Annotated in this window: 20 protein-coding genes; 18 read left to right on the forward strand and 2 right to left on the reverse strand. The window is 69.0% G+C overall.

All coding sequences use genetic code 11. The features are described from left to right. The first annotated feature begins 32 nt into the window (after positions 1-32). Positions 33-782: an SDR family NAD(P)-dependent oxidoreductase gene (locus tag DFR72_RS18860; RefSeq protein ID WP_090065950.1), complete on the forward strand. Its 750-nt coding sequence runs from the start codon at positions 33-35 to the stop codon at positions 780-782. Continuing rightward, positions 779-1,318, forward strand: a complete 540-nt coding sequence (locus DFR72_RS18865) for a GrpB family protein (RefSeq protein WP_090065949.1) — start codon at positions 779-781, stop codon at positions 1,316-1,318. Before DFR72_RS18860 ends, DFR72_RS18865 begins: the two co-directional genes overlap by 4 nt. On the opposite strand, the gene DFR72_RS18870 is transcribed toward DFR72_RS18865, so the two are convergent. Further along, complete coding sequence (locus tag DFR72_RS18870; RefSeq protein WP_090065948.1) at positions 1,290-2,522, reverse strand: isochorismate synthase; 1,233 nt, start codon at positions 2,520-2,522, stop codon at positions 1,290-1,292. The two genes, DFR72_RS18865 and DFR72_RS18870, sit on opposite strands and share 29 nt — an antisense overlap. Positions 2,523-2,600: 78 nt before the next feature. Between DFR72_RS18870 and DFR72_RS18875 the strand changes: the two genes are divergently transcribed. The 7 genes from DFR72_RS18875 (at position 2,601) to DFR72_RS18905 (ending at position 7,386) form a co-directional block, all read left to right on the forward strand. Next, the gene (locus DFR72_RS18875; RefSeq protein ID WP_245983133.1) at positions 2,601-3,032 is read left to right on the forward strand and encodes a DUF3592 domain-containing protein; all 432 of its coding nucleotides are present in this window, start codon (positions 2,601-2,603) and stop codon (positions 3,030-3,032) included. A 9-nt stretch (positions 3,033-3,041) separates the two neighbouring features. Beyond that, positions 3,042-3,980 carry a 1,2-phenylacetyl-CoA epoxidase subunit PaaA gene (paaA, locus tag DFR72_RS18880; RefSeq protein ID WP_090065946.1) on the forward strand — a complete coding sequence of 313 codons (939 nt, stop codon included), beginning with the start codon at positions 3,042-3,044 and terminating at the stop codon, positions 3,978-3,980. Further along, a complete protein-coding gene (gene paaB, locus DFR72_RS18885; RefSeq protein WP_090065945.1) occupies positions 3,977-4,261 on the forward strand; it encodes a 1,2-phenylacetyl-CoA epoxidase subunit PaaB in 285 nt (94 codons plus the stop codon). The genes paaA and paaB overlap by 4 nt, the downstream gene beginning before the upstream one ends. Beyond that, the gene (gene paaC, locus DFR72_RS18890) at positions 4,258-5,142 is read left to right on the forward strand and encodes a 1,2-phenylacetyl-CoA epoxidase subunit PaaC (protein WP_090065944.1); all 885 of its coding nucleotides are present in this window, start codon (positions 4,258-4,260) and stop codon (positions 5,140-5,142) included. The genes paaB and paaC overlap by 4 nt, the downstream gene beginning before the upstream one ends. Beyond that, the gene (paaD, locus tag DFR72_RS18895; RefSeq protein WP_090065943.1) at positions 5,139-5,630 is read left to right on the forward strand and encodes a 1,2-phenylacetyl-CoA epoxidase subunit PaaD; all 492 of its coding nucleotides are present in this window, start codon (positions 5,139-5,141) and stop codon (positions 5,628-5,630) included. Before paaC ends, paaD begins: the two co-directional genes overlap by 4 nt. 1 nt (position 5,631) lies before the next feature. Further along, positions 5,632-6,672 carry a 1,2-phenylacetyl-CoA epoxidase subunit PaaE gene (paaE, locus tag DFR72_RS18900; protein ID WP_090065942.1) on the forward strand — a complete coding sequence of 347 codons (1,041 nt, stop codon included), beginning with the start codon at positions 5,632-5,634 and terminating at the stop codon, positions 6,670-6,672. A gap of 90 nt (positions 6,673-6,762) precedes the next feature. Beyond that, the gene (locus DFR72_RS18905; protein ID WP_090065941.1) at positions 6,763-7,386 is read left to right on the forward strand and encodes a hypothetical protein; all 624 of its coding nucleotides are present in this window, start codon (positions 6,763-6,765) and stop codon (positions 7,384-7,386) included. On the opposite strand, the gene DFR72_RS18910 is transcribed toward DFR72_RS18905, so the two are convergent. Further along, positions 7,371-8,207 carry an inositol monophosphatase family protein gene (locus DFR72_RS18910; protein WP_090065940.1) on the reverse strand — a complete coding sequence of 279 codons (837 nt, stop codon included), beginning with the start codon at positions 8,205-8,207 and terminating at the stop codon, positions 7,371-7,373. The two genes, DFR72_RS18905 and DFR72_RS18910, sit on opposite strands and share 16 nt — an antisense overlap. A gap of 144 nt (positions 8,208-8,351) precedes the next feature. Between DFR72_RS18910 and DFR72_RS18915 the strand changes: the two genes are divergently transcribed. From DFR72_RS18915 to nuoE, 9 genes are all read left to right on the forward strand, one after another. Then, on the forward strand, positions 8,352-9,425 hold the full coding sequence (locus tag DFR72_RS18915; RefSeq protein ID WP_211335460.1) for a glycosyltransferase family 4 protein: 1,074 nt from the start codon (positions 8,352-8,354) through the stop codon (positions 9,423-9,425). Continuing rightward, positions 9,422-10,519 (forward strand): glycosyltransferase, encoded by a 1,098-nt coding sequence (locus DFR72_RS18920; RefSeq protein WP_090065938.1) that lies wholly within the window; start codon positions 9,422-9,424, stop codon positions 10,517-10,519. Before DFR72_RS18915 ends, DFR72_RS18920 begins: the two co-directional genes overlap by 4 nt. Before the next feature lie 35 nt (positions 10,520-10,554). Further along, on the forward strand, positions 10,555-11,271 hold the full coding sequence (locus tag DFR72_RS18925; protein WP_090065937.1) for a demethylmenaquinone methyltransferase: 717 nt from the start codon (positions 10,555-10,557) through the stop codon (positions 11,269-11,271). Positions 11,272-11,394: 123 nt separating this feature from the next. Then, positions 11,395-12,660, forward strand: coding sequence for a geranylgeranyl reductase family protein (locus tag DFR72_RS18930; RefSeq protein WP_090065936.1), 1,266 nt, complete (start codon positions 11,395-11,397; stop codon positions 12,658-12,660). A 265-nt stretch (positions 12,661-12,925) separates the two neighbouring features. Beyond that, positions 12,926-13,291: an NADH-quinone oxidoreductase subunit A gene (locus DFR72_RS18935; protein ID WP_030478224.1), complete on the forward strand. Its 366-nt coding sequence runs from the start codon at positions 12,926-12,928 to the stop codon at positions 13,289-13,291. Between the two features lie 7 nt (positions 13,292-13,298). Continuing rightward, on the forward strand, positions 13,299-13,850 hold the full coding sequence (locus DFR72_RS18940; protein ID WP_090013186.1) for a NuoB/complex I 20 kDa subunit family protein: 552 nt from the start codon (positions 13,299-13,301) through the stop codon (positions 13,848-13,850). Continuing rightward, positions 13,847-14,596, forward strand: a complete 750-nt coding sequence (locus DFR72_RS18945) for an NADH-quinone oxidoreductase subunit C (RefSeq protein WP_090065935.1) — start codon at positions 13,847-13,849, stop codon at positions 14,594-14,596. The genes DFR72_RS18940 and DFR72_RS18945 overlap by 4 nt, the downstream gene beginning before the upstream one ends. Then, complete coding sequence (locus tag DFR72_RS18950; protein ID WP_090065934.1) at positions 14,593-15,990, forward strand: NADH-quinone oxidoreductase subunit D; 1,398 nt, start codon at positions 14,593-14,595, stop codon at positions 15,988-15,990. The genes DFR72_RS18945 and DFR72_RS18950 overlap by 4 nt, the downstream gene beginning before the upstream one ends. Then, complete coding sequence (nuoE, locus tag DFR72_RS18955) at positions 15,987-16,703, forward strand: NADH-quinone oxidoreductase subunit NuoE (protein ID WP_090065933.1); 717 nt, start codon at positions 15,987-15,989, stop codon at positions 16,701-16,703. The genes DFR72_RS18950 and nuoE overlap by 4 nt, the downstream gene beginning before the upstream one ends. Positions 16,704-16,708: the final 5 nt, after the last annotated feature.

Below are 16,708 nucleotides of genomic sequence, written 5' to 3' on the forward strand. Positions count from 1 at the left end.
CGCGCGACCCCGGTGACGAGCACGATCGACGAGTGCAGACTCGTGTCGCGCTCGTCACCGGTGCCGGTTCCGGAATCGGCGCAGGAACAGCCAAAGCCCTGGCAGCCCGCGGCCACCGCGTAGCCGTCGTCGACCTCAACGACCGCGCACACGCCGTCGCCGACCAGATCGAGGAATCCGGCGGATCAGCCTTGGCGGTGCTGGCCGACATCAGCGACCCGGACGCCGTCACCGAGGCCGTGGACGAGGTGACGACGAAGCTGGGCCCGGTCGAGATCCTGGTCAACAACGCCGGCTTCGCCAGGGACAACATGGTCCTCGACATGCCGCTGGCCGACTGGGACGCCGTGATGAACACCCACCTGCGCGGCAGCTTCCTGATGCTCAAGGCCACCGCGCCGGCCATGCGCGACGCCGGCTGGGGCCGAGTCGTCAACATTTCCAGCATCTCCGCACTGGTGGACGACGACCGCGCCAACTACGTCGCCGCCAAGGCGGGCCTGGAGGGCTTCACCCGAGCCACGGCTCTCGACCTCGCCCCGTTCGGGATCACCGTGAACGCGATCGGCCCCGGCGTGGTCGTGACCGAGATGACCAAGGTGTCCGCCGCCCGTGCGGGCCGCACCCTCGACGAACACATCGAGGTGCAACGGAAGTCGATCCCGCGCGGTCGTGTCGGTACGCCGCACGACATCGCACGCGCGGTGCTGTTCTTCGCCGCGGAGGACGCCGACTACGTGACCGGCCAGGTCATCTACGTCAGCGGAGGGCCGCACGGTTGAGCCAGGACGTCCCGGCGTGGGCCTATGAGCGTGCGGAAGTCCGGCCGCACGACCCTCGATGGGCCGACCGCGCCCAAGCAGAAGGCGCCAGACTGACCGAACTACTCGCCCCCTGGCTGGTCGACGGCATCGAACACGTCGGATCGACCGCCGTCCCAGGCCTGGCCGCCAAACCGATCATCGACCTGATGGCCTCGATGACCGCCCTCGACACCGAAGCGCCCGAACTCCTAATCGCCCACGGCTGGGCCTACGTGCCCCCGGAACTCGACAACCGACCATGGCGCCGCTTCTTCGTCAAACCAGACCAGACAGGCCAACGACGAGAAGCCCACCTGCACCTGATCCAGGCAGGCCACGAACGGTGGAGCGACCAGATCCGCTTCCGCGACGCCCTGAGAACCAACCGCGAACTAGCGCACGAGTACGAAGCCCTGAAACGCCAACTGGCCGACCAAAGCGGTCACGACCGTGAGGCGTACACAAAGGGCAAGGCGGAGTTCGTGGCTAAAGCCCTTCAAGGGCCTCACGCATAGGCCGCATCTTGGCGTGCGCCTCCTGCACCTCGATGTCGGGATCCGAGTCGGCGACCAGCCCGCACCCGGCGAACAACCGAGCCGTCGACCCGGAAAGCTGCGCACACCGCAGTGCGATCCCGAGTTCACCGTCGCCATTCCCGTCGATCCACCCGACGGGCCCGGCGTACCGCCCGCGGTCCATCCCCTCCAGTTGCGAGATCAGCCAGGTCGCGTCCAGCCGAGGCGTTCCGCCCACGGCGGCGGTCGGGTGCACGGCCTCGCCGAGATGCAGCAGCGAAGTGGACGACTCAAGCGTCCCGATCACATCGGACGACAGGTGCGAGACGTTGGGCAGCCTCAGCACGGAGGGTCCCTCGACCGACATGGTCGCGCAGAACGGCCGGAGGGTGTCCGCGAGAGAGCGGACCGCGTAGTCGTGCTCTTCGAGGTTCTTCTCCGACGACATCAGTGCTGCGGCGAGTTCCTCGTCCGAGATGCCGTCGTGCGGCCAGGTCGTGCCGGCCAACACTCGCGAGTCCACGACCGAGCCGGTCCTGCGCAACAGCAACTCGGGCGTCGCGCCGACCAGTCCGTCGACGGCGTAGGCCCAGCACTCCGGGTAGCGCCGCGCCAGGCCCTGCAGCACGAACCGCTGGTCCAGCGGCTTGTCGGTCAGCGCCACGAGGTCGTGTGCAAGCACCACCTTGTCCAGGTCGCCCGCACGCATCCGCACGACGGCCTCGCGTACGGCTTCGCGGTACTGCGTGACCGGCAGTTGTCCGTTCGCGTAACGCACTGAGGACGGGCGCGAGAGAGGTTCGACGTACGGCGCGGGGTCTGAGGCACCGATCGTGGTGACCCATTGCTCGCCGTTGCGCCGGCCGACGACGACCTCGGGGACGATCAGCACCGAGTCGCCCGGGGAGTCGGCGAAGGCCATCGAGACGAACGCCACGGGGCCGCTGCCCGGCACGCCCAGTTCGTCGTCCACGTCGAGGTGTGCGCAGAACTCCTGCCACCACTTGTCGGCCTGCTCGAACCGGTCCGGGCCGCTGACCTCCAGGCGAGCCGCCTCGCCCCAGCCGACCAGGCCGGACCCATCGCGTACCCAGGCCAGGGCGTGCTCCGGGGTCGGCAGCAGTCCGAGCAGGTCACCGGCGGTGTCCCGCTTCGACCGGACGCGGATTCGCTGCCGTGCTCGCGATGTCGGTGCTGAGGTCACGCTTCGACTGTATGGACATCAACCTGAAAGCGCGGCATCCGCCCGGCTCTAGACTTCTCAGTTGTGGTGGAGGACGCAGTGACCAAGACGCCCCGCGGTGTACGCGTCCGCCGTGCGGTCTGCAAAGCATTGTTCGTCGTCGGTGGCGTGATCACGCTCGTGTGCGTGCTTCTGCCCATCGCCTGCTGGCGTGACGACGTGGCCATCGAGCGGTCGATGGGGCAGGCGGTCGCGCAGGTCGACTCCGTGTCCTTCAACCGGACCGTTGTGCGCTACGCCACACCGGACGGGCGCGTGATCATCCCGTCGCAGGGCGTGCTGTACCCGGCAGGGCTCAACGTCGGGGACAACGTGCGGGTCGAGTACGACCAGACGAACCCCGAACTGACGCGTGTCGCCGGCCGGACGGCGGTGCTCAGCCTGCTTCCCGTCGGAACCTTCCTCGTGTCCGTCTGGATCGTCATCGCAGTGGTTGTGACAGTTCTACGCAGATTCGGCACTCGGGTGTAACATCGGGGCATGGCGGATGACCTGGAGCTGCGCTTCGAGCGCACTGTGCAGTCCGAATCGCGCATCGAGCCGCGCGACTGGATGCCCGACGGCTACCGCAAGACCCTGATCAGGCAGATCGCCCAGCACGCGCACTCCGAGATCATCGGGATGCAGCCGGAGGGCAACTGGATCAGCCGCGCGCCCTCGCTGCGGCGCAAGGCGATCCTGCTGGCCAAGGTGCAGGACGAAGCCGGACACGGCCTCTACCTGTACTCGGCGACCGAGACGCTCGGCGCCGACCGCGAGGACCTGACGACCAAGCTCATCGAGGGCCGCCAGAAGTACTCGTCGATCTTCAACTACCCGACGCTCACGTTCGCCGACGTCGGTGTGATCGGCTGGCTGGTCGACGGCGCCGCGATCTGCAACCAGGTGCCGCTGTGCCGCACGTCCTACGGGCCGTACGCGCGCGCCATGATCCGCATCTGCAAGGAAGAGTCGTTCCACCAGCGCCAGGGCTACGAGCTCCTGATGACGATGATGCGCGGCACCCAGCAGCAGCGCGACATGGTCCAGGACTCGGTGAACCGCTGGTGGTGGCCGGCGCTGATGATGTTCGGCCCGCCGGACGCCGAGTCCACGAACACCGAGCAGTCCATGGCGTGGCGGATCAAGCGCGACACCAACGACGAGCTGCGGCAGAAGTTCGTGAACATGAGCATGCCGCAGGCCGAGGCGCTCGGCGTGACGTTCCCGGACCCCGAGCTCGAGTGGAACGAGGAGCGCGGCGAGTACGACTTCGGCCAGCCGGACTGGGACGAGTTCTGGCAGGTCGTCAAGGGCGGCGGCGTCTGCAACGAGCAACGCATCGCCCACCGCCGCAAGGCGCACGAGGACGGTGCGTGGGTCCGTGAAGCCGCGGCCGCGCACGCCGCGAAGCACGCACGTAAGGAAGGTGCCGCGTGAGCACGTCTTGGCCGCTGTGGGAAGTGTTCGTGCGCGGCAAGCGCGGGCTGAACCACGTGCACGTCGGTTCGCTGCACGCGCCGGACGCCGAGATGGCGCTGCGCAACGCCCGTGACGTCTACACGCGTCGCAACGAGGGCGTGTCGATCTGGGTGGTGCCCGCGACGGAGATCACCGCCTCCTCGCCGGACGAGAAGGACCCGTTCTTCGCGCCCGCGGGGGACAAGGTCTACCGGCACCCGACGTTCTACGCGATTCCCGAGGACGTGCCGCACCTATGAGCTTCGACAATGCCTACGAGTCCCTGCTGGGCGGCGAGGACGCGCACTGGGCGTTCGGGACGGGCTTCTCGGAGGCCCTCTCCGGCGTCAACCGCGAGTTCCCCGCGGGCGTCGACCGCGAGGCCCTCGCCGCGTACTGCCTGATGCTCGGCGACGACGCGTTGATCTTCTCGCAGCGCCTCTCGGAGTGGTGTTCGCGCGCTCCGGAGCTGGAAGAGGACATCGCCCTCGCCAACATCGCGCTGGACCTGCTCGGCCAGGCCCGCATGCTGCTGACGCGCGCGGGTGAGGTGCTCGGCCGCGACGAGGACGCCCTGGCGTACCTGCGCGACGAACGCGAGTTCCGCAACGTCCACCTGGCCGAGATCGACTGCGGTCCCGGCCCCGGTGGCGACTTCGCGGCGACGATCGCGCGCCTGCTGGTGTTCTCGTCGTGGCGTCTCGCGCTGTTCTCACGCTTGCGCGGCTCGGCCGACCCGGTCCTCGCCGCGATCGCCGAGAAGGGCCTCAAAGAGCTGGCCTACCACCGCGACCACGCCGCCCAGTGGACCGTTCGCCTCGGCGACGGCACCGACGAGTCGCACCGCCGCATGCAGGCCGGGCTCGAGCGCGTGTGGCCGTTCGTGGACGAGCTGTTCGCGACGCACGCGGTCGAGGTCGCGCTGGCCGGTGTGGCGGTCGACCCGGCGTCGCTGCGGTCCGAAGTGGACGGTGTGCTGGAGGCGGTGCTGAGTGCCGCCGGCCTCACACGCCCCACGGACACCCGTGCCGCCCGTGTCGCGGGTATGGCGGGCCGCGACGGCGTGCACACCGAGGCCATGGGCTACCTGCTCGCCGAGATGCAGCACCTGCACCGCTCGCTGCCCGGAGCGGTCTGGTGACGACGGCACTGGAGGTCGCGTCGGCCGTGCGGGACCCGGAACTCCCGGTCCTCACGCTCGCCGACCTCGGCGTGCTGCGCGACGTCTCCGAAGAGGACGGTCGCGTCGTCGTCACCATCACCCCGACCTATTCGGGCTGCCCCGCGATCGACGAGATGGGTGCCGACCTGCGCCGATCGCTGGTCGGCGCGGGCTACCCGGACGTCGAGGTGCGCCTGTCGCTGTCCCCGGCCTGGACCACGGACTGGATCAGCGACGAGGGCCGTTCGAAGCTGGCCGCCGCCGGCATCGCGCCGCCGTCCCGCATCGGTCCCACGGTGGCGGGTCCGGTGCCGCTGAACCTCGTGCCGCCGTCACGCCAGGTCGCGTGCCCGCAGTGCGGTTCGCTCAACACCTCGGAGATTTCTCGGTTCGGCTCGACCGCGTGCAAGGCCCTGCGCCGCTGTCACGCCTGCGCCGAACCGTTCGAGCACGTCAAGGAGATCTGAGTTGTCGCGCCGAGCCGCCTTCCACAAGCTGACCGTCGCCCGCGTCGACCGACTCTGCGACGACGCCGTGGCCGTCACCTTCGACGTGCCCGGCGACCTCTCGGACGAGTTCGCCTTCGCGGCCGGCCAGTACCTGACCCTGCGCCAGGGCGACGAACGCCGCTCGTACTCGATCTGCGCGCCGGCGGGTTCCGCTCCGCGAATCGGCGTGCGCCGCGTCGACGGCGGCCAGTTCTCGACCTGGCTGGTGGACCGCGTCGCCCCCGGTGACGTGCTCGAAGTCCTGCCGCCGCTGGGCAAGTTCACCCCGTCCGGCACGGGCACGCACCACGGCCTGGTCGTCGCGGGCTCCGGCATCACCCCGGCCCTGTCGATCGCCGCCACGGTCCTCGCCACCGGCGCCCGCGTGACGCTGATGTACGGCAACCGCAGCACCAACACGGTGATGTTCGCCGACGAATTGGCCGACCTGAAAGACCGCTACCCGGCCACGTTCCAGCTGATCCACGTCCTGTCCCGCGAACCGCGCGACGTCGAGCTGTTCACCGGCCGCCTGACCGCCGCGAAGCTGACGGCCCTGTTCGGCAGCGTCGTCCCGTTCGACGCCATCGACGAGTGGTGGCTGTGCGGCCCCTACGAGATGGTGCAGGACGCCACGGCCGTGCTGCGCGATCGCGGCGTGCCCACCGACCGGGTGCACCACGAACTCTTCTACGTGGACGAGCCGCCGCCCCCTCCGCGCCGTGCGGAGGCCGTCATCGACGCCGCCGCTTCGGTCACGGTCGTGCTGGACGGCAAGTCGACCACGCTGCCGTTGCCCGCCGACGAGCCGATCCTGGACGCCGCCCAGCGCGTCCGCGCCGACCTGCCGTTCGCCTGCAAGGGCGGGGTGTGCGGCACGTGCCGGGCTTTGGTGACCGAGGGCAGCGTCGAGATGCGGCGCAACTACGCGCTCGACGAGTCCGAGGTGGCGGCCGGGTTCGTGCTGACCTGTCAGGCGCTGCCGACCAGCGAGTGCGTGACGGTGGACTTCGACGCCTGATCGGGGCACGAGGTTCCGGACCTGACAGAACAGCTTCGTCACCTCAGGAAACACCCGCACCACCTGCCTGCGCATGGCACCATCGAAGGCATGGGAGTCGTCGTCCGCTCAGCGCTCTGGGGTGCCACCATCGGCACCCTGCTGATGGGCGCCCTCGTCACGGCCATCGAGGTGACGTCGCAGAGCGGCAAACCCTCCTCGGGGTTCATCACGTTCCTCGCGATCCTCATGGTGTCCTTCATGATGGGCGCGATTCCCGGCGCGGTCGTCGGTACCGGTGTCGGCCTCGTCCGGCGCTCCGTCCAGCGTCCGCGGCAGATGCCGCCGCGGCCGATGCACCCGCCGGTCCCGCAGCAGCCCTACGACATGTGGTCCGACCTGGTCGAACGGTGCGCCGCATCTACGCGCAGGGTCGCGGCGGCGATCCAGACCGTGCCGAACTCGCCGGCCAAGGACTGGCTGTGGAAGATCAGCGGGCAGCTGACCAAGGAGCTCGACGACGTGCGCGGCATCGCGCAGCTCGGGCGGGCGCTCGGTTCGGTCGACCGGCAGCACCCGGTCTACCAGCGGTTGCTCAAGGCCTCGCACGACTTCCACCAGTTCGAGAACGAGGTCGGGCGCGTGGCGCTGCAGATGTTCGACCACCCCGGGCTCGACGAGGCGCGCACGCACCTCGAAGTGCTGGAGAAGCAGCTCCCTCAGCTCTCGGCCTGAAGCGCCGACTGCCACCATCCCAGGACCTCGTCCGCCGCTTCAGGAGCCGCGACGAGCAGTCCGTCCACGGGTAGTTGGGCGCCCTCGCCGCGTCGGTCGAGCACGACCGCACCCGACTCCACGGCCAGAGACACCGCTCCGGCGACGTCCCACTCGTGGTAGCCGTGCAGCACGGCAGCTGCGACGTGGCCCAACGCCACCTGTGCGACGGCGAGCGCTTTCGAACCGAGCACGCGCACGCCCGTGCCGGCTATCGCTGCCGTGGAGATGAACTCGCCCATGCCCGGCCACGGACCGGAACGGGTCATCTCGGTGCACACGACGAGGGAGTCGCCTTGGCGTTCGGTCAGGCGGACCGGTGTGCCGTTCGCACGCATGCCACGGCCGCGTGCGGCGGCGTAGATCTGCGAGCGGTACGGGTCGGCGACGACGCCGACGACGGGGCCCCAGCGGTCCACCAGGGCGAGGCTGTAGGCGCACCAGGGCATGCCCGCCGTGTAGTTCGCGGTGCCGTCGACGGGATCGACGACCCAGCGGAACTCCGAGTCGCTCGGGGTGTCCCCGTCGTCGGAGTTCTCGCAGAAGACGGGGATGGCGGGGAACTCGGCGGTGAGCACGCGCCGGGTGTGGCGTTCCAGGGTGCGGTCGGTGTCGGTGACCCAGTCGAACGGCGACTCGCCGGAGTCGGGACGCACGCCGCGGCCGGCCGTGGCCATGATGAGGTCCGAGGCGTCGTTCGCCAGGCGACCGGCCACTTCCAGCGCGATGGACACCAGGCCGGGCTCTACCGGGTGCGCGGGGCGGGACGACAAGACGGTCATGCTGGCCTAGTTTCACCGCGCCGGATGTCCGGCAGCCCAAGCGGAGATGACGAATCGACGATCACCTGGCCACGACGTGAGGTGTTCCGTCCGCGTCAAATCTGAGGTCACGCGGACTTCATGCGGGCACCTCATGGTGTCCCTGTGCGCGTAGCGATCGTGACCGAGAGCTTCCTGCCCCAGGTGAACGGAGTCACCAACTCGGTGCTCCGGGTCCTGGAGCACCTGCGCCGCAACGGACATCAGGCGATGGTCGTTGCGCCGGGCGCGGGTGCCGACGAGCACCACGGCACGCCCGTCGTCAGAGTCTCCTCCGTCGACGTGCCCATGGTGACGAGTCTCCCCATCGGTGTGCCGAGCCCGAGAGTGCTCCACGCCCTCGCCGACTTCCAACCGGACGTCGTGCACCTCGCGTCGCCGTTCGTGCTCGGCGCGTACGGCCTCAGAGCCGCGCGCAAGCTCGACGTGCCCACCGTCGCCGTCTACCAGACCGACGTGGCCGGTTTCGCGGGCAACTACGGCCTGGGTCTCACGAAACGCGCCGCGTGGCGCTGGACCAGACGCCTCCACTCGCTCGCCGACCGCACGCTCGCCCCGTCGAGTTCGGCGGTGGAGGCGCTGGAACGGCACGGCGTGCCGCGCGTGCACCGGTGGGGCAGAGGCGTGGACATCGACCTCTTCCACCCGCGTCCGCGGCACAACGACGAGCTGACCATCGGGTACGTCGGCCGCCTCGCACCGGAGAAGCAGGTCAGCCGGCTCAAGGAGCTGCACGACCTGCCGGGCGTGAAGCTGCGGGTCGTGGGCGACGGACCCGACCGCGAGCAGCTCGAGAAGGACATGCCGGACGCGGAGTTCCTGGGCTTCCGCACCGGGCAGGAGCTCGCGGAGGCCTACGCGTCGTTGGACGTCTTCGTCCACACGGGCCCGCACGAGACGTTCTGCCAGGCCGTGCAGGAGGCGCTGGCGACCGGCCTCCCGGTGCTGGCCCCGAACGCGGGCGGACCTCGTGACCTGGTCAGGCACGGACGCACCGGGTACCTCTTCGAGGACGACATCGCCCAGTACGTGGACCTGCTGCGAGACCCGGTGCTGCGCAGGCGGTTCGGCCTCGCGGCCCGCAAGTCGGTGCTCACCCGCACCTGGCCCGCCATCTGCGACCAGCTGATGGGCCACTACGCGGCAGTCATCGGACTCACCCACCAGGCGGCCGCTTGAGGATCGTCCAGCTCGCCAACTTCTACGGCCCCAAGTCGGGCGGCCTCCGCACGGCGCTGCACCACCTCGGCACCGGTTACGCGCAGGAGGGCCACGAGGTGGTGCTCGTCGTACCGGGTGACCGCCACGCCGACGAGGGACTGCCCGGCGGCGTGCGCCGGATCACCCTGCCCGCGCTGAAGGTCCCGTACACCGGCGGCTACCGGGTCGTGGACCCGTGGCGGGTCAAGTCGTTGGTGGAACACCTCAGACCCGACCGCCTGGAGGTCTCCGACCGGCTCACCCTGCGCGGCATGGGCGCGTGGGCGACCGAACGCGGCATCCCGAACGTCGTGATCTCCCACGAACGCCTGGACCGCCTGCTCCGGTTCGTGCTGCCCGCCACCCCGGCCGAACGCGGCGCCGACTGGGCGAACCGCCGCATGGCCGCCTCCTACGACACCGTCGTCTGCACGACGGCCTTCGCCCGTGAGGAGTTCGACCGCATCGGCGCCACCAACGTCACCCAGGTACCGCTCGGCGTGGACCTGGCCACCTTCACCCCCACGCGCCACTCCGCCTCGCTGCGACAAGACCTTTTGCAGGGCGGAGAAAACCTGCTCATCCACTGTGGACGGTTGTCGCCGGAGAAGCACGTCGAGCGTTCCGTCGACACCCTGGCCGAACTCCACGAACAGGGCCACTCCGCACGCCTGGTGATCGCCGGCGACGGCCCGCGCCGCTCGTTCCTGGAAAAGCGCGCGGCGGGCCTGCCGGTGACGTTCCTCGGCTTCGTGAACTCACGCCTCGACGTGGCCTCCCTGCTCGCCTCCGCGGACCTGTCGCTCGCGCCGGGCCCGCACGAGACGTTCGGCCTGGCGGCTCTGGAAGCCCTGGCCAGCGGCACCCCGGTCGTCGTCAGCCGCAGCAGCGCCCTGAAGGAGATCGTCCAGCCGTCCTGCGGCGCCGCCGTCTCCGACGACGCTCCCGCCTTCGCCTCGGCGGCCAGGCACCTGCTGGAATCGGGTTCCCGTGAGGCCGCGAGGGCCCGGGCCGAGGAATACCCGTGGCACGCGGCGGTGGACGGCATGCTCAGCGCCCTGAAGGTGCCCTGAAGAAGATCTCAGCGGCGCTGACTTAGTCTCTAGTCATGTCGCGAGCCGGCCTGGACAAGAACCCCCGCGAGGTAGCCGAGATGTTCGACGGCGTGGCCAAGGGCTACGACCGCACGAACTCGGTCATGACGCTGGGCTTCGACCGCCGCTGGCGGGAGTGGAGCAGGCGAGTCCTCGACGCCCGCCCGAACGAGAAGGTCCTCGACCTGGCCGCGGGCACCGCGGTCTCGACCGTCGAGTACGCCGCCTCCGGCGCCTGGTGCGTCGCAGCGGACTTCTCCGTGGGCATGCTCGCCTCGGGCGCCCACCGCCGAGTCCCGAAGGTGGCCGCGGACGCCCTGCGCCTCCCCTTCAAGGACGACTCCTTCGACGCCGTCACGGTGTCCTTCGGCATCCGCAACTTCAACGACACCGTCGTGGCCCTCCGCGAAATGGCGCGCGTCACCAAGCCGGGCGGCCGCATGGTCATCTGCGAGGTCTCGACGCCGGTCTGGAAGCCGTTCCGCGTCGTCTACATGCGCTACCTGCTCAAACTGCTCCCGCTCATCGCGAAGTTCGTCTCCTCGAACCCCGCTGCCTACTCGTACCTGTCGGAGTCCATGGCGACCTGGCCGGACCAGCGCACGCTCGGCGAGCTCATCTCGCAGGCGGGCTGGGAGGACGTGGCCTGGTTCAACCTGACCGGCGGCATGGTGGCCCTGCACCGCGCGACCAAGCCGAAGCCGAAGGCCGAAGAGCCCGCCGAGTCGTAGCCCGCTCACAGCGCAAGGCACCACTCGCAACCGCGCCCCGGCAACCCCAGCCCCCGGAACCCTCAGCAACGTCCGGTTAGAGTCGCCAGCAGAAGCTGTGACCGGTACACGCAGGGAGTCTGGATGAGCAGGCGCGGGATCAACGAGGACGCCGACGTCATCGTGGTGGGTGCTGGACCGTCGGGCTCGACCGCGGCCACCTACCTCGCCAGGGCGGGCCTCGACGTCCTCCTCCTGGAGAAGAGCACCTTCCCGAGGGAGAAGGTCTGCGGCGACGGCCTCACGCCCCGGGGCGTGAAGCAGCTCATCGACCTGGGCATCGACACCCGCGAGAGCAACGGCTGGCTGCACAACAAGGGGCTCCGCGTCGTGGGTGGCGGCGTGACGATGGAGCTGGACTGGCCGGACCTGGCCACCTTCCCGAACTACGGCGTCGTACGTCCTCGCATGGACTTCGACGAGATGCTCGCGAACGCCGCGAAGGCGGCCGGTGCGCGCATGCACGAGCACACGACGGTCACCAAGGCCATCGTCGAGAACGGCCGGGTCGTGGGCGTGGAGGCGAAGCAGGGACCGGAAAAGAACCCGGTCACTTACAGGGCCCCCATCGTCGTCGGGTGTGACGGTGTGTCAGCGCGCCTCGCCCTGAGCATCGGCCTGCAGAAGGACGACGACAAGCCGATGGGCGTGGCGGTGCGCCGCTACTACAACAGCCCGCGCACCAAGGACGACTACCTCGAGTCGCACCTCGAGCTGTGGGCGCCGGACGGGCAGCTGCTGCCCGGTTACGGCTGGATCTTCGGCATGGGCGACGGCAGCGTGAACGTCGGTCTGGGCATTCTCAGCACGTCGAAGGCCTACGGCACCACCGACTACCGGCAGCTGCTGCGCAGCTGGCTCGACGGCACGCCGGAGGAGTGGGGCTTCCGCGAGGAGAACGCGACGAGCCGGATCGGTGGCGCTGCGCTGCCCATGGGGCTCAACCGCAAGCCGCACTACCGGGCGGGGATGCTGCTCGTCGGCGACGCCGGCGGCATGGTCAACCCGTTCAACGGCGAGGGCATCGGTTACGCCATGGAGTCGGCGAAGATCGCCTCCGAGTCGATCGTGCAGGCGCTCGCGCGCACCGGCGTCAACCGTGAACGGGCGCTGCACGGCTACCCGGTCCGCATCGAGGAGGCGCTCGGCAGTTACTACCGGCTCGGGAACGTCTTCTCGAAGCTCATCGGTAACCCGGCGATCATGCGGACCGCAACGAAGTACGGAATGCCGCGGAAACGCCTGATGAAACTCGTGCTCAAGCTCCTGGCGGGCCTGTACGACCCCAAGGACGGCGACTCAATGGACCGTCTGATCGTGGCCGCCACGAAGCTCGCTCCCAGCGCGTAAATTACTCCGAATAGGTGACGGCACCGGCTCAATACGAGCCGGTGCCGTTTCGCATGTGTCGGGCAGGTTAAACGAGCAGGTCAGACCCTGTGATCCAGGTCATTTACAGGCGTTCTACACTGGCGATCGAGCTTGTGAATCACTTCACAACAGTGTGATCAAGCTTGTGAACTGTTTCACAAGCGTTTGTTAGGTTCGCCTAACAAACGTGCTGCAGAACAACACCCTTAGGGTGCGGGCGACCGCGAGGAAAGGACGACGGAGCGTGCTTGACCCTTACCTCCCCCTCGTATTGATGTTCGCGCTCGCCGGGGCGTTCGCACTGTTCTCGGTGACCGCGGCTCCCTACATCGGACCGCGCCGCTACAACAAGGCGAAGCTCGACGCGTACGAGTGCGGCATCGAGCCGAGCCCGCAGCCGGTGGTCGGTGGTGGGCGCATGCCCGTCGCCTACTACCTGACGGCGATGCTGTTCATCTTGTTCGACATCGAAATGGTCTTCCTCTACCCGTTCGCCGTAGCGGCCGACAAGCTCGGCCTGTTCGGGCTGGTGGAGATCGTCCTGTTCGTCGCCACGGTCGGCTTCGCGTACGTCTACGTGTGGCGTCGCGGCGGCCTCGACTGGAACTGAGGAAGTCATGGGTCTCGAGGAGAAGCTCCCGAACGGCATCCTGCTGGTCAGCGTCGAGAAGCTGGTCAACTGGACCCGCAAGTCCTCGCTCTGGCCTGCCACCTTCGGCCTGGCCTGCTGCGCCATCGAGATGATGACGACGGGTGGTCCGCGGTACGACCTGGCCCGCTTCGGCATGGAGGTCTTCCGGGCCTCACCGCGCCAGGCGGACCTGATGATCGTGGCCGGCCGCGTCACCAACAAGATGGCGCCGGTGCTGCGGCAGATCTACGACCAGATGCCCGAGCCGCGCTGGGTGCTGGCCATGGGCGTGTGCGCCAGCACTGGCGGCATGTTCAACAACTACGCGGTGGTGCAGGGCGTCGACCACGTCGTGCCCGTCGACATGTACCTGCCGGGCTGCCCGCCGCGGCCGGAGATGCTGATGGACGCGATCCTCAAGATCCACGCCAAGATCATGGACGAGCCGCTGGGCGCCGTGCGCGCCAAGGCGCTCGCCGACTCGGGCTACCGCACCGATCTCATCCCGTCGTCCGAGCGTTTTGCGAGGAAGAAGTGACCGAGCCAGGGGGAGAGCACTCCAGCGTCAACCGCGCTGGGGAGGACCTCGAGAAGACCAACCCGACCGAGGCGAAGGCCAAGGCGCCGATCCTCGCGGGCAAGGAGCGCCAGGGCCTCTTCGGCGTCACCGGCTCCGGTGACACGTCCGGCTTCGGTGGACTGCGCCTGCCCGCCCACGTGTCCGCTCCGGCCGAGCGCCCGTTCGGCGGCTGGTTCGACGAGGTCGCGGACGAGCTGTTCGCCGCGATCGGGGACAAGGGTCTGCCCGCCGACACGGTGCAGCAGGTGACGGTCGACCGCGGCGAGATCACCTTCTACCTCAGGCCGGAGACGCTGCTCGAGGTCGCGCGGATCCTGCGCGACACGCCGTCCCTGCGCTTCGAGCTCTGCAGCTCCGTCTCCGGTGTGGACTACGGCGCCGACGTGCCGCAGCGCCTGCACTCGGTCACGCACCTCACGTCGATGACGTACCGCCGCCGCATCCGGCTGGAAGTCGCCGTGGACGTCGAGCACCCGCACGTGCCGAGCCTCGTCGAGGTCTACCCGACGGCGGACTGGCAGGAGCGCGAGGCCTGGGACATGTTCGGGATCATCTACGACGGTCACCCCGGACTGACCCGCATCCTCATGCCGGACGACTGGGACGGACACCCCCAGCGCAAGGACTACCCGCTGGGTGGCATCCCGGTGGAGTACAAGGGCGCGGAGATTCCTCCGCCGGACCAGAGGCGGTCCTACTCATGACCGAGCGGCTTTCCGACGTCACCACCGGCACCAACACCAGTGCGACCGGCAGCGACAGCACGGACGACGTCAACACCCGCACCGAGACTCCCGAGATCGCGGACTCCCGGAAGACCACCGAGGGCACCGTCTACACGGTGACCGGCGGCGACTGGGACGAGGTGCTCGCGGACGCGGTCCACGACGAGCGCATCGTCATGAACCTCGGCCCGCAGCACCCCTCGACCCACGGCGTGCTCCGCCTGATCCTGGAGCTCGAGGGCGAGACGGTCACCCACGCCCGCAGCGTGATCGGCTACCTGCACACCGGCATCGAGAAGAACGTCGAGTACCGGAACTGGGTCCAGGGCGTCACCTTCGTGACGCGCATGGACTACCTGGCGCCTCTGCACAACGAGGCCGCGTACTGCATGGCCGTCGAGAAGCTGCTCGGCGTCACGGTGCCGGACAAGGCGCAGGCGATCCGCGTGCTGCTGATGGAGCTCAACCGCATCAGCTCGCACCTCGTCGCGCTCGCCACCGGCGGCATGGAGCTCGGCGCCCTCACCGGTATGACCTCCGGCTTCCGCGAGCGTGAGGAGACCCTGCACCTGCTGGAGCACCTCACCGGTCTGCGGATGAACCACGCGTTCATCCGTCCCGGCGGCCTCGCGCAGGACCTGCCGGCCGATGCGGTCGAGAAGATCACCGCGTACGTCAAGGTCATGGAGAAGCGGCTCCCGGACTACGACAAGCTGCTCACCGGCCAGCCGATCTGGCGCAACCGCCTCGCGGGCGTGGGCTACCTGCCCGTCGACGCCTGCCTCGCGCTCGGCATCACCGGCCCGATCCTGCGCTCCGCCGGTCTGGCCTGGGACCTGCGCAAGATCGAGCCGTACTGCGGCTACGAGAACTACCAGTTCGACGTGCCGACCTCGAACGCCGCGGACAGCTTCGCGCGGTACCTGCTGCGTCTGGAAGAGATGCACCAGTCGCTGCGGATCATCAAGCAGGTCGTGAAGAGCCTGCCGACCGGTCCGGTGATGGTCGAGGACGCGAAGATCGCGTGGCCCGCGCAGCTCACGATCGGCAGCGACGGCATGGGCAACTCGCTCGAGCACGTCCGCAAGATCATGGGCCAGTCCATGGAGTCCCTCATCCACCACTTCAAGCTGGTGACCGAGGGCTTCAAGGTTCCGGCGGGCCAGGTGTACGTGCCGATCGAGTCGCCGCGCGGCGAGCTCGGCTACCACATCGTCTCCGACGGCGGCACGAGGCCGATGCGCGTGCACGTCCGCGAACCAAGCTTCGTGAACCTCCAGTCGATGCCCGCGATGTGCGAGGGCGGCATGGTCGCCGACGTGATCGCGTCCGTCGCCTCGATCGACCCCGTGATGGGTGGTTGCGACCGATGACTCACGCACAGGAAACCGCTTTCGACCAGTCCACTGTGGACAAGGCGCAGGCGATCGTCGCCCGTTACCCGCAGGCCCGCAGTGCGCTGCTGCCGATGCTGCACCTGGTGCAGTCGGTCGAGGGCTACGTCTCCCAGGACGGCATCCGGTTCTGCGCCGGACAGCTCGACCTGAGCGAGGCCGAGGTCAGCGCGGTCGCGACGTTCTACACGATGTACAAGCGCCGCCCGTGCGGTGAGCACCTGGTCAGCGTGTGCACGAACACGCTGTGCGCGGCACTGGGCGGCGACGAGATCTACTCGACGCTCAAGAGCCACCTCGGCGTGGGTCACGAGGAGACCGCGGGCGAGCCGGGCACGCCGGGCTCGATCACGCTGGAGCACGCCGAGTGCCTCGCCGCGTGCGACCTCGGCCCGGTGCTCCAGGTGAACTACGAGTTCTACGACAACCAGACGCCGGACAAGGCCCTGGGACTCGTGAAGGCGTTGCAGTCGGGGGAGAAGCCCGCCCCGACCCGCGGCGCGCCGCTCACCGACTTCAAGCAGGCCGAGCTCCAGCTCGCCGGGTTCTTCGAGGGTCGCGACGCAGACCTCGACGGCCCGTCGGCGGCGCCGGAGACGCTGGCCGGTGCGCAGATCGCCAAGGAACGCGGCTGGGACGCACCTCGGATGCCGTCCAACGCCGAGTTCCCCGCCCTGCCGGAAAAGAAGTAGGGACA

It is taken from the genome of Lentzea flaviverrucosa, from assembly GCF_003350445.1.
GTDB classification, from domain to species: Bacteria; Actinomycetota; Actinomycetes; order Mycobacteriales; family Pseudonocardiaceae; genus Lentzea; species Lentzea californiensis.

Coding starts and splice junctions, on each gene's coding strand:
- paaA (WP_090065946.1), top strand. CDS start 3,042: ATGGCGGATGACCTGGAGCTGCGCTTCGAGCGCACTGTGCAGTCCGAA.
- paaC (WP_090065944.1), top strand. CDS start 4,258: ATGAGCTTCGACAATGCCTACGAGTCCCTGCTGGGCGGCGAGGACGCG.
- DFR72_RS18905 (WP_090065941.1), top strand. CDS start 6,763: ATGGGAGTCGTCGTCCGCTCAGCGCTCTGGGGTGCCACCATCGGCACC.
- DFR72_RS18910 (WP_090065940.1), bottom strand. CDS start 8,207: ATGACCGTCTTGTCGTCCCGCCCCGCGCACCCGGTAGAGCCCGGCCTG.
- DFR72_RS18925 (WP_090065937.1), top strand. CDS start 10,555: ATGTCGCGAGCCGGCCTGGACAAGAACCCCCGCGAGGTAGCCGAGATG.
- DFR72_RS18930 (WP_090065936.1), top strand. CDS start 11,395: ATGAGCAGGCGCGGGATCAACGAGGACGCCGACGTCATCGTGGTGGGT.
- DFR72_RS18940 (WP_090013186.1), top strand. CDS start 13,299: ATGGGTCTCGAGGAGAAGCTCCCGAACGGCATCCTGCTGGTCAGCGTC.
- DFR72_RS18950 (WP_090065934.1), top strand. CDS start 14,593: ATGACCGAGCGGCTTTCCGACGTCACCACCGGCACCAACACCAGTGCG.
- nuoE (WP_090065933.1), top strand. CDS start 15,987: ATGACTCACGCACAGGAAACCGCTTTCGACCAGTCCACTGTGGACAAG.